Origin of the sequence: Pedobacter sp. UBA5917, from assembly GCF_002432345.1 — a bacterium.
GTDB lineage: Bacteria > Bacteroidota > Bacteroidia > Sphingobacteriales > Sphingobacteriaceae > Pedobacter.
This window is the reverse complement of the sequence record NZ_DJDT01000133.1, coordinates 19281-31982: the sequence shown is the minus strand read 5'-3', so window position 1 is coordinate 31982 and position 12702 is coordinate 19281. Positions and strand designations below refer to the sequence as shown.

Sequence of the window (12702 nt, the reverse complement as noted above, 5' to 3'; positions counted from 1 at the left end):
CTTCATTAACACCGTCGCCATCATTTACCTTTACCAAAGTGGCAGCCAACAGCGTAAGCAAGGTAGGCGATGTGATCAATTACAATATCGTGGTAACCAACACGGGTAACGTAACCTTAACAAATGTTACTGTAACCGATGCTGGCGCTGATGCAGGATCGATCACCCCAGCAGGCATCGCTAGTTTATTGCCAGGCGCAAGTGTAACCGTAACAGCTAAACACACGGTTACCTTAACCGAGGTAAATAACGGTTCGTTTACCAACCAGGCAACTGCAACTGCGCAAACGCCGGGCGGTACCACAATCAGCAAACAGTCTGATGATCCGAATACACCTGTTGTTGGTGATGCAACCGTAACGGTAATTGCTCCGGCATCAACCATTACATTGGTTAAAACAGGTGCGGTAAGTGCTGATGGAAACAGCATTACATATACTTTCACTATTAAAAACACAGGTAACGTAACCTTGCATATCATTACCTTAACCGATACCAAACTAGGATTAAACAACAGGTTAATTCCAGGTACATTGGCTCCGGGAGCAACGGTAACCGATAGTTATGTATATCAGTTAACCCAGGCAGATAAAGACGCCGGCAGTGTAACCAATACGGCTAAAGTAACAGGTCAAACACCTGCAAATCTGCCGGTAACAGATATCTCTGGTACAGCCGAGAATAACGATACACCAACAGTAACATTGGTTTCGAATACAGGATCAATAGCCCTGGTTAAAACATCGGTATTCAATGGCAATAAAATAACCTACACGTTCACCATTAAAAATACCGGACCGGTTACTTTAAATACCATTACCTTAACTGATGCCAAAATCGGCTTGAACAATAAGGTAATCACTGTTGCAGGCGGCCTTGCTCCGGGTGCAACCACAACCGATGTTGAAGTGTACACCTTAACCCAGGCCGATAAGGATTTAGGTACGGTAACCAATACCGCCACCGTAAATGCGAAAACACTGGGTGGTGCAAACGTGTCAGACGTTTCCGGAACAGCCGAAACCAATAATACGCCTACTGTTACCACTTTCCCTAAATCGCCACGTGCGGTTGATGATGTGGGTGGTACGGTAGCCAACAAACCGGTTACGATCGATGTATTGGCAAATGATGATCCGGGTAACTCTACATTCGATAAACTAACGGTCGAGATTGTAAGTCAGCCTCAACATGGTACCGTTAAAGTAAATGCCGATGGGACGGTAACCTATACACCAGATCCGGGTTATGTTGGAGATGATGTATTTACCTACCGTGTAAAAGATGCTTATGGATATTACACCAACGTAGCGTCGGTAACTTTAACGGCCAGTTTCACGGGTATTACAATCCCTAACCTGTTTACACCTAACGGCGATGGTATTAACGATACCTTCGAGATCATTGGTCTGAACCAGTACCAGGCCAACGAACTGCAGATCGTAAACAGATGGGGTAATGAAGTATTCCACGCTAAAGGTTACCAGAACAACTGGACGGGCGAGGGATTGAACGAAGGCACTTATTACTATTTACTGCGTGTTAAAAAAGCAAACAGCAACGAGTTCGAAGTGTACAAAGGTTACATTACATTAATCAGAGCGTTTAAAAAATAGATAAGAGGCTTAGTCTGGCCTGGTTTTTAAAATCAGGCCGGACTTTAAGATATCAAGATGATGAAGAAATTAATATTGTTATTAGCAGGTTCGATTTTGTTGCTTTCGCGGCCCGCATCTGCACAACAGGACGCCCAGTACAGTCAGTACATGTTCAACGGAATCTACATCAATCCGGCTTATGCAGGGTATAAGGAGGTGCTTAACATACACAGCTTTTACCGTAGCCAGTGGACGGGTATAACCGGTGCACCGAAGAGCATGTCGCTTGCGGTTGATGCCATTGCCAACAGCGGTAACGTTGGACTCGCCCTTCAGGTGGCCAGCGATAAACTGGGTGCGCAGACCAACCTGAGCATTTATGGCAACTATGCCTACCGCATCAGGATGAACGATGACGGTAGTTCGCGTTTGGCCCTGGGCCTGGGTGTGGGTATGGTACAATTGGGGATTGACGGTTCCATGCTGAACCCGAACAATCCTGAGCCGAACCAGCCGGTTGGTGTACAGAGTACCATCGTACCCGATGCAAGGGCAGGGGTTTACTTTGCCAATGATAAATATTATGCCGGTTTCTCGGTTGATAACCTGATTGCCACTTACATCAATATCGACCGTTATGCCTTTATCCCACAGCCAAAACCGCACTATTATTTAACTGCCGGGGCATTGTTCCCGCTTAACGAAAATTTCCAGATCAAACCTTCCTTCCTGTTAAAAGACGACCGTGGTGGTCCCACCAGTTTGGATGTAAATGCATTTTTGTTGATCAAGGAATTTCTTTGGGTAGGTGGTTCTTACCGTACGGGTGTAAAACTGTATGATAAAAGTTATCTGCAGCGCGATCTTACCCCGCGTAACTCTGCCGTTGCCGCAATCCAGATTTTCCCTTCAGAAAAGATCAGGATCGGTTACGGATACGATTTCTCTATCGGCCCGTTACAGGGTAACAGTGGTGGTACACACGAAATTTCCCTATCTTATTCATTCATCAAACCCAACGTTAGATTGGCAACCCCAAGGGTATTTTAAACAAGCATTACGTATTTTTGACCTAATTATCCAAACAACATAATGAAGAGAATTTTAATAGGTACCTGTATTTCTGCATATTGTTTATTTGCCCTTGGTTTTTCGGCAAAAGCGCAATATGTACTGAAAGATGCCGATAAACAGTACGAACTGTTTAATTATAGCAAGGCGATTGATTTATACGAACAGGCCTATAAAAAGAAAAAATCATTGCACGTGGCCGAACGTTTAGCCAGTAGTTACGCAATGGTTTTTAATTACAGACAGGCCGAAAGCTGGTATGCCATCGCAGTTAAAACAGCAGATAGCAATCCTGAAAATATCCTCGGTTATGCCAGGGCATTACAGAGCAACTCAAAATACAGCGAGGCCAAACTCCAGTATTTAAATTATATCGATAAAAAGAAAGATGTATCCGAAAAGCAGCAGGCCGTTTGGATTGCTTCTTGCGATTCGGCCTTAAAATGGATCAAAAATCCAAAGAAAGTAGAACTGATCAACCAGGTGGCATTAAACAGTGCCCAGTCTGATTGGGGTGCCGTTAACTACCAGGGCGGGGTGGTATTTACTTCCGATAGGTCGGTAAAAGGATTGGAATCGGAAGAAAGCAAACCTTTTTTAAGGTTCGACGGATCAAAACAGCCCGATAAACAGGTTAACGGATGGACCGGTAACGGATACCTTAAACTGTATATCAAAGCTTCGCCAAAAGACAGTATCCAATTGTTCCCGATCAAAGCCGGAACAAGGTACCATGTAGGTTCGGCAAGCTTTACCGGTGATGGGAAAACCATGTATTTTACTTTAACCCGCATCTCTAACGAACTCGAAAAAGTAAAGAATAAACCAAGTACCGTAAACGTAGAAATTTACAGCAGCACCAAAGATGCTGATGGCAAATGGAGCGAGCCGGTTTCTTTCGCTTATAATAATGTAAATGATTATTCGGTAGGCGATCCTTTTATCACAACCGATGGCAATAGCTTATACTTTGCTTCGAATATGCCCGGTGGATTAGGTGGCGCCGATATTTACGTGTGCTTAAAAACCGATGCCGGCGAATGGGGCAAACCGATCAACCTGAAAGAAGTAAACACAGAAGGCAACGACCGTAGTCCGGTTTTTGATGAAAAAGACAATTTCTACTTCTCTAGCGATGGCAGGGTAGGTATGGGTGGCCTGGATGTTTTTCGGGCTTTAAGAGAAGGCGGAGGCATCGGCAGGATCGAAAATATGGGTTATCCTTTCAACTCCCCGCAGGATGATTTTGCCTTTAGCCCGAACGAAAAAGGTGGCATTGTTTATCTTTCTTCCAATCGCGATGGTGGCTTAGGTAGTGATGATATTTATAGCATCGATCAGAAAATGATTTTGGCCTTTAAATTAGAAGGCAGGGTTTTTGATAAAAATAGCAACCAGCCTATTACAGGTGCATCGGTAACACTTGCCAGGGTAAATGGAGCTAGCTTAAAAACCGAAACCGACGATAACGGTGCTTATCGCTTTAACCTGGCTAAAGAATCAGAATACAATGTATCAGCAGAAAAAACAGATTACAGATCTGATGTAGAAAACCTCGCAACCATTGGTTTAACCACTTCTAGTGTGCTTACCCAGGATTTGTATTTAGAAGGTATTGTAATCGATAAGGCAATCAGGTTGGAAAATATTTACTACGATTTCGATAAATGGAATATCCGTGCCGATGCCGCAGTAGAATTGGATAAGCTGGTTAAAATCATGAAAGACAATCCAACCATCTGGATCGAATTAGGTTCGCATACCGATAGCAGGGGTAAAGATAGCTATAACTTAAACCTGTCGCAAAAACGTGCCGAATCTGCCGTGCAGTATATCATCTCAAAAGGTATCAATAAAAACCGCATCACCGCTAAAGGTTATGGCGAAACCCAGTTACTGAACAAATGTGCCAATGGCGTAGATTGTAGCGAAGAAGAACACCAATTGAACAGAAGAACCGAGTTTAAAATTGTAAAGCAATAAACAAGATCCGGGTTAACCATATATGCTAATTTTTTAGTAGATGCCCCGTGGTGTGTGTCTTCACGCACCACAGCATTATTTTCATTGTATTATTTTACTTCATGGTCGGTGAGTCACCGACCATTATTTTTTCACCACGGATGCACAGATTAACACGGAATAATTATTCCTTCCTCTGCTGTCATTCTGAACGCAGTGAAGAATCTTTAAAATAATGCTCTTATTCCGTGGTCCGTGTCGCCACGAACCGCCACGTTATTCCATCTTAATGTCCTTAACTTCTTAATGGTCATAAGATGGAAAATGTAATACGGATGATGGAAACGCCATGCTTTTCGCCACGGATGCACAGATTAACACGGAATAATTATTCCTTCCTCTGCTGTCATTCTGAACGCAGTGAAGAATCTTTAAAATAACGCTCTTACTCCGTGGTCCGTGTCGCCACGAACCGCCACGTTATTCCTGAGATATCGTCATTTCGAGCGGAGTGAAACGTAGTCGAGAACCCGAAGGCTCTGCGAAGCAAAATCTATCTCGAGATAGATCTCTCCATTCCACTGCGTTCCAGTCGAGATGACGACGCTTTTTATAAAGTCTGTCAATGGTAGTGAATCGTAACTGATATTAACCCTTATACTCCATACTCTTTGCTCCCTGCATCAGACAATAAAAACTAAAAATGTTAGTATTTTGTTTAAAATTCATTAACTTTAATTACCTGTTGAAACTAAAAATATTAGTAATTTTGATTTCAATCATCCCAATTGATAGTAATGGAAAAAGAAAGGCAGATTATTCACATGGATCAAGATGCATTTTTTGTGTCGGTAGAAATTAGAAAAAATCCCAAGCTCACAGGTAAACCCGTTATTATCGGCGGGGGGGGGGGTAGGGGTGTGGTGGCTTCCTGTAGTTACGAAGCCCGCAAGTATGGCATCCACTCGGCCATGCCCGGGCGTACCGCAAAACTGCTCTGCCCGCAGGCTATATTTTTAAAAGGCGACATGGAAGAGTATTCGAAGGCATCGCAGGATATTACCGAAATTATTGCCGATAAGGTACCCTTGTTCGAAAAAGCCAGTATTGATGAACACTACATCGATATGACCGGTATGGACCGTTTTTTTGGCTGCATGAAATTCGCATCAGAACTCCGGCAAACCATTATCAAGGAAATGGATTTACCCATTTCTTTTGGCTTATCCATCAATAAAACCGTGGCTAAAATCGCGACCAACGAATCCAAACCCGGTGGTGAGTTGCAGGTTACCTATCCCGAGCTGAGGCCTTTTCTCGATCCTTTGGCCATCCATAAAATCCCGGGTATTGGGCATGCCACCTATAAAAAACTGAGTGAAATGGGCGTGCGCGAAATCCTCACCCTCACGCAGATCCCCCAACAGCTGATGTTTAAAATTTTGGGGCAGCATGGCTTAAGCTTATGGCAAAAAGCAAACGGGATCGATCTTTCTCCAGTAGTGCCTTACCGCGAAAGGAAATCGATCGGTACACAGGCTACTTTCGAGAGCGATACCATGGATATGGCCAAACTGAAAGCCATTATTACCGGCATGGTTACCGGTTTAACTTTTCAGCTCCGCAACCAGAAAAAATTAACTGCCTGCATTACCGTAACCGTACGTTACACCAATTTCGAAACCGTTACCCAACAGGAACGCATTCCATATACTTCGCTCGATTCTTTCCTGATCAGCAAGGCACACAGCCTGTTCGAAAAAGTATATGCCAAACGGATGCTATTGCGCCTGGTAGGCGTAAAATTGTCGCACCTGGTAAGTGGATATGAACAGATTGGCCTGTATAACATTGCCGAAGAAGAATACAGCCTTTATCAGGCCATGGATAAAGTACGCAATAATTTTGGTGCCGAAGCCGTGGTAAAAGCCTGTATTGTTACCCAGCCGCCACGCGATGAAAAAGGCAAAGTGATCAAATACAATCCCCGTAAAAAGAAAATATTGATCGAAAATACCGGCGACGAAGAAGAAAAAGAACCAGAAGTAAGGAAACGTTCAAAAATCAGGAGTTTTATGAGCGAAAAAGGAACCATTGGAACTAAATCTTACGACTGATGTTTTTGAATGTGCATTCTGCTTACAGCTTAAAATATGGTACGCAAAGCATTAACCAGCTTATTGCTACTGCAAGGCATTTGGGTATCCATCAAATGGTGCTTACCGATATCAATAATTCAACCGGGGCAGTCGAATTTGTCCGCGAGTGCTACAAACAGGGCATCGCCAAAGAGGCCGACGAGATACACAGGGGCAACATCCCTTACCAGATTAAACCTGTAGCAGGTATCGAATTCAGGATCGATAACAGGCTTTTATATGTAGGGATTGCCAAAAATAAAGAAGGCATGCGCGAGCTTAATGAGTTTTTAAGTCACCATAACATTTATAATATTCCGCTGCCGGAGCTTCCGCCCGAGATGGAAAATGTGTACATCATTTATCCTTTTCAAAAAACTTTTAATCAGATATTAAAAGCAAACGAATATGTAGGTGTAAGTGCCAAACAGCTTAATCTTTTGTATAAAAATCCGCTTTTAAAACAGAAGGAAAAGCTGTTGGTGTGGCATCCTGTAACCGTAGAGGATAAAATTACCTATCGGTTGCACGGATATTTAAGGGCAATAGAACTGAATACCCTTTTAAGTAAAGTACCCGACGAATATAAATGTGAACCCGATGAATTTCTGATACCCGAAGAACAGCTTACACAGCAGTTTGAACAGTATCCCTTTATTGTACAGAATACGCAGAAATTGCTGAACAGTTGCGATTTAAGTGTTTATTTCGAAGATGGACCTGCACCTTCTTCAAAAAACAAGTTTTATTATACCAAAACAGGCTTGGAAGGTGATAAAAAAATGCTTCGAAGGTTGGCAACAGTAGGACTGAAATACCGTTATGGAGAAAATAATAAAGAAGCCATGGCGCGTTTGGAAAAAGAACTGCGGATTATCGAGTTTAAAAACTTCTGCGCTTATTTTCTAATCACTTTCGATATTGTACGTTATGCAATGAATAAATGTGGCTTTTATCATGTAGGCCGTGGCTCTGGTGCAAATAGTATTGTAGCTTATTGTTTGCGCATTACTGATGTAGATCCGATTGACCTCGATTTGTATTTCGAACGTTTTTTACATGAAAAAAGAACCAGTCCGCCCGATTTCGATATCGATTTTTCATGGGATGAAAGAGAAACGATACAACAATATATTTTTAACCGCTATCCCAAATGGCACGTAGCTTTTTTAGGCACCATGAGCACCTTTAAAGACCGTGCAATTATTAGGGAGATTGGCAAGGTATTGGGTTTGCCAAAAGAAGAGATAGATAGTTTTACTGATCCCACCAAAGAACGGGAGAATTCGGAAAATGCCACTTACCAGAAATTATTGGCCGTATACCACTATATGAAGGGTATGCCCAATCAACGCTCTATCCATGCAGGGGGGATTCTGATCTCTGAAGAACCGATCACCTATTATACCGCACTGGATATGCCGCCAAAAGGTTTCGCCACGGTGCAGTGGGATATGTACGAAGCCGAGGCCATTGGTTATGAGAAATTCGATATTTTGAGTCAGCGGGGCATTGGGCATATCCGCGAAGCCGTGCAGCTTATTAAAAAGAACAAGGGAAGGGATATCGATATCCACGATTTTAAAACTTTTAAAGCCGATCAAAAACTGAATGGAATCCTTAAAGAAGGGCAGCCCATCGGGTGTTTTTATATCGAATCGCCGGCCATGCGGCAACTGCTCAAAAAACTGAAATGTGATAATTACCTTACCCTTGTGGCTGCCAGTTCTATTATCCGTCCGGGTGTGGCCAGTTCGGGCATGATGAAATCCTACATCGAACGTTACCATGCACCCGATAAAGTGGTTTATCTCTGCGAGGTAATGAAAGAGCGGCTGAGCGAAACCTATGGTGTAATGGTTTATCAGGAAGATGTGATCAAAGTATGCCATCATTTTGCCGGCCTCGATCTGGCCGATGCCGATATTCTGCGTAAGGCAATGAGCGGTAAATACCGTTCTAAACTCGCTTTTGATGAGCTGGTGAACAAATTTAAGGTTTCGGCAAGGAATCAGGGGCACTCCGAAGAACTGGTTAACGAAGTATGGCGGCAGATTTCATCTTTTGCAGGTTACAGCTTCTCTAAGGCACATTCGGCTTCTTTTGCGGTAGAAAGTTATCAGAGTCTCTACTTAAAAACATATTTTCCTATGGAATTTATGGTGGCCGTACTCAATAATTATGGCGGTTTTTACAGCAGATGGGTATATGTACACGAACTGCAGAAAACAGGGGCAAGGGTGCACCTGCCCTGTGTTAACCGTAGCGATGAAGTGGTGAACATCAATGGCGACGACGCTTACCTGGGTTTTATCGGTATTCAGGGACTGGAAGAAAAAAACATTAAAAACATCCCACGCGAACGCAGGACAAACGGTCCGTATGCCGACCTCGAAGATTTTGTAAAACGCAGCTGTATTTCGCTCGAACAGGCCATTATCCTAATCCGTTTAGGTGCATTGCGTTTTACCCGTAAAGACCGCAAAACCCTGCTTTGGGATGTGCACAACTATCTTGGTTTTAAACAGAAACAGGTAAACCATGCCGAACTATTTAAATTGGGTTATAAAACCTATCAGCTCCCCGAACTCGCCGATTCTGCACTCGAAAATGCTTATACAGAATTGGAATTACTCGGTTATCCGCTTAATTATAAAATGTTCGATTTTTTGAAAACACCTTACCGTGGCGATGTAATGACGGCCGATCTGCATAAACATTTAGGTAAAACAGTGAGGATGGTAGGAAATTATGTATGCGAAAAAACGGTGCATACCATTAAAAATACCAAAATGTGGTTCGGTACTTTTTTAGATGCCAACGGCGATTTCTTTGATACCACGCATTTTCCGAACACCACACCCATGTATCCTTTTAAAGGGAAAGGCTGTTACCTTATTTTAGGTAAAGTGGTCGAAGATTTCGGCTTCCAGAGCATTGAGGTATTAAAGTTCGCTAAACTGGATATCCAGATGAACCCGGTGGCGGTTTAGCTCGAGCCTGTCATCCGCGAAAAGTCGTCATTGAGAGAAGGCCTTTTTAGTTCTGTGATTTCGGTAGTGCTATCCGCGTGCCGTCATCCTGAATTTATTTCAGGATCCATCATGCTTTTTTTGTCATTCTGAGCGTAACCCGTACCGATTTTTAATCGATAACCAAGGATCTTTTTATCCGAAAATAAACCTGTAACAGTTAATATAATTAACCCATGAGCCGATTAATTTTGCTAATCGGCTCATGAAATGGCTTTTTTTTGAGCCGATTAAATAGTATATTCGGCTCATGCAATATAATTGGGAACTTTCAAACTGGCCGGATTTTACTTTTTCTACCAAAGAAATTGAACATTTTCTTTATGATTTTGCTCAGGAAACAGGAGAAGTAAATGCCTTATTAAAGTCGTTACCGGAAGAAATCAGGCAAGAAACATTATTGGAAATGATATTGTCGGAAGCAATAAAGACTTCCGAAATTGAAGGAGAGTTTTTAAGTAGAAAAGATGTAATGTCTTCAATCAAAAATAATTTAGGACTTAACAAAACACCTGATATTATTAAGGATAAACGGGCATCCGGAATTGCTGATTTAATGATCGATGTTAGAAATACCTTTTCTGATGTGTTGAGCAAAGAAACTTTGCGGAACTGGCATAATTATTTGTTCGCAGGAAGTAAACATATAAATGTAGGGGGCTGGCGAGAGGGGAATAATCCAATGCAGGTTGTATCGGGGAGCTTAGGAAAAGAAGAGATTCATTTTGAAGCTCCACCATCAAATCGTGTTGTAGGCGAAATGAATGCTTTTATTACCTGGTTTAACGAAACTAAGCCACGAGGGGCTAAAGAAATTAAAGATCCTTTGATAAGGGCGGCAATTGCGCATTTATATTTCGAAACAATCCATCCTTTTGAAGATGGAAATGGCCGTATTGGTAGGGCAATCGCCGAAAAAGCGATTTCTCAAACATTGGGAAGACCGGTAATGCTTAGTTTATCTAAAATTATTGAAAGTAATAAAGCGGCATATTATCAAGCTTTAAAAGCTGCTCAAAGAAGCAATGAAATTTCTGAATGGTTAAAGTATTTTGTAGATATTGCCTTACAGGCACAGCTTGATGCAAAACAAACGATTGATTTCACGCTCCGTAAAATCAAAGTTTTCGATTTGTTTAAGGAAAAGCTAAATGATAGGCAAAAGAAAGTACTACAGAAAATGTATAGCTTTGGTTTAGATGGCTTTGAAGGGGGAATGACAGCTAAAAAATATATTTCACTAACTAAAATTTCAAAAGCAACTGCCACGAGAGATTTACACGAATTAGAAAGTTTGGGCATTTTAGTTGCATTTGGTGCCGGGAGAAATGTTCATTATAAAATCAAAGAATTTTAAACCATGATCCACTTTAAAGCAGAGATAGAACGTTTCGAAACCATGGGCGAAAAAACCGGCTGGAGTTATGTATTTATCCCAGCAGCTTTGGCCAATGAAATTAAAGCCGGTTGTAAAAAGAGTTTTAGGGTAAAAGGAAAAATAGACCAGCTCGAAGTAGCCGGATTGGCAACCATCCCGATGGGTGAGGGCGATTTTATTATTGCCTTAAAAGGCGAGCTCCGTAAAAAACTGAAAAAAGAGGCAGGGGCAAACATCGAACTTTATTTAGAGGAAGATAAAGATTTTAAAATCGAAATGCCCGAAGATCTGGAAATCTGCCTTTCGGAAGAAGAGCACCTGATACAGAATTTCTTAAAACAGCCTAAATCACATCAAAACTACTATATCAACTGGATCAATCAGGCCAAAACCGAAGCCACACGCACCAAAAGAATTGTAATGACGGTTAAAGCAATGGATAAAGGACAGGATTTTGGAGCGATGATAAGGGAATCGCAGGGTAAATCTTGAATTGAGTTTTTAGTCTCCAGTCTTGAGTCGGGGAAATATTGGTTTGATGGTATGGTGGTTGATGATTCATGGCCAGATAGCCTAAAATGGCCAAATATCATTATCGCAGACAGCTCTTAACGTCTTATGAGTCAGGTTTACCAGCTATAAGCCATCAACCATGAGCCATTAAACTATGAACAATACGCCATAAACTTTGAACTAAAACTACGGCTTCGGACTTAATCTTTCCGACTATAATCCCTGAACCAACTCGAAACTTTCATCTGGATTACACCTAAAAACGCTTCCCTAAAAATACGGGTGCTCATTTTTGAGGTACCTTCGGTGCGATCGGTGAAAATGATGGGAACTTCTACCACTTTAAAGCCAAACTTAATGGCAGTAAATTTCATTTCGATCTGAAAGGCATAACCTACAAATTTGATCTTATTCAATGGAATGGTTTCCAGCACGATTCTGCGGTAACATTTAAAACCTGCAGTGGCATCCTGAATATTGATCCTGGTGATAAAACGCACATACATCGAAGCAAAGTACGACATTAAAACCCTGCCCATTGGCCAGTTTACCACATTAACACCTTTTACATATCGCGAACCAATGGCCACATCGGCTCCATTAATACATGCTTCGCGTAATCTTGCCAAATCATCTGGATTGTGGGAAAAATCGGCATCCATCTCGAAAATGTAATCGTATTTTCTTTGTAAGGCCCAGTTAAAGCCATAAATATAAGCCGTACCCAAACCTTGTTTACCTGCACGTTCTTCGATAAATAAATGCCCGTCGTATTCGCCCTGTAACGATTTTACAATCTCGGCGGTTCCATCCGGAGAACCATCGTCGATAATTAAGACATGAAAAGGTTGGGTTAAAGAAAAAACCTTTCTAATGATCCTTTCGATATTTTCCTTCTCGTTGTAGGTGGGTATAATGACTAAACTATCTGACACGTTTGTTTTGGTTTTTTATAAAGTAAGCTTTTGGTAATTGTATGATGCACTACATTTTGCTTTCAAACTGCGAAA

At 41.9% G+C, this 12702-nt stretch carries 8 protein-coding genes; 7 read left to right on the top strand and 1 reads right to left on the bottom strand.

What is annotated here, in order from left to right:
* The 7 genes from B2V92_RS08145 to B2V92_RS08115 form a co-directional block, all read left to right on the top strand.
* The coding region (locus B2V92_RS08145; RefSeq protein ID WP_293306685.1) for a DUF7507 domain-containing protein at positions 1–1616 on the top strand (1616 nt) is incomplete at its 5' end.
* Positions 1617–1673: 57 nt separating this feature from the next.
* The gene (locus B2V92_RS08140) at positions 1674–2648 is read left to right on the top strand and encodes a PorP/SprF family type IX secretion system membrane protein (RefSeq protein ID WP_293306683.1); all 975 of its coding nucleotides are present in this window, start codon (positions 1674–1676) and stop codon (positions 2646–2648) included.
* Positions 2649–2690: 42 nt separating this feature from the next.
* Complete coding sequence (locus B2V92_RS08135) at positions 2691–4652, top strand: OmpA family protein (RefSeq protein ID WP_293306681.1); 1962 nt, start codon at positions 2691–2693, stop codon at positions 4650–4652.
* A 776-nt stretch (positions 4653–5428) separates the two neighbouring features.
* Positions 5429–6748, top strand: a complete 1320-nt coding sequence (gene dinB, locus B2V92_RS08130) for a DNA polymerase IV (RefSeq protein WP_293306679.1) — start codon at positions 5429–5431, stop codon at positions 6746–6748.
* Complete coding sequence (gene dnaE / locus B2V92_RS08125; RefSeq protein WP_293306677.1) at positions 6748–9762, top strand: DNA polymerase III subunit alpha; 3015 nt, start codon at positions 6748–6750, stop codon at positions 9760–9762. Before dinB ends, dnaE begins: the two co-directional genes overlap by 1 nt.
* Positions 9763–10051: 289 nt before the next feature.
* Positions 10052–11158 carry a Fic family protein gene (locus B2V92_RS08120; RefSeq protein ID WP_293306675.1) on the top strand — a complete coding sequence of 369 codons (1107 nt, stop codon included), beginning with the start codon at positions 10052–10054 and terminating at the stop codon, positions 11156–11158.
* Between the two features lie 3 nt (positions 11159–11161).
* Positions 11162–11671 carry a YdeI/OmpD-associated family protein gene (locus tag B2V92_RS08115; protein ID WP_293306673.1) on the top strand — a complete coding sequence of 170 codons (510 nt, stop codon included), beginning with the start codon at positions 11162–11164 and terminating at the stop codon, positions 11669–11671.
* A gap of 221 nt (positions 11672–11892) precedes the next feature.
* Here B2V92_RS08115 and B2V92_RS08110 read toward each other — a convergent pair whose 3' ends face one another.
* Entirely contained in the window at positions 11893–12627 is a 735-nt protein-coding gene (locus tag B2V92_RS08110) for a polyprenol monophosphomannose synthase (RefSeq protein WP_293306671.1), read from the bottom strand.
* Positions 12628–12702: the final 75 nt, after the last annotated feature.

Bases quoted from the DNA above. Each gene is read 5' to 3' on its own strand.
- B2V92_RS08140 (WP_293306683.1), top strand. From the start codon at position 1,674: ATGATGAAGAAATTAATATTGTTATTAGCAGGTTCGATTTTGTTGCTT.
- B2V92_RS08135 (WP_293306681.1), top strand. From the start codon at position 2,691: ATGAAGAGAATTTTAATAGGTACCTGTATTTCTGCATATTGTTTATTT.
- dinB (WP_293306679.1), top strand. From the start codon at position 5,429: ATGGAAAAAGAAAGGCAGATTATTCACATGGATCAAGATGCATTTTTT.
- dnaE (WP_293306677.1), top strand. From the start codon at position 6,748: ATGTTTTTGAATGTGCATTCTGCTTACAGCTTAAAATATGGTACGCAA.
- B2V92_RS08120 (WP_293306675.1), top strand. From the start codon at position 10,052: ATGCAATATAATTGGGAACTTTCAAACTGGCCGGATTTTACTTTTTCT.
- B2V92_RS08115 (WP_293306673.1), top strand. From the start codon at position 11,162: ATGATCCACTTTAAAGCAGAGATAGAACGTTTCGAAACCATGGGCGAA.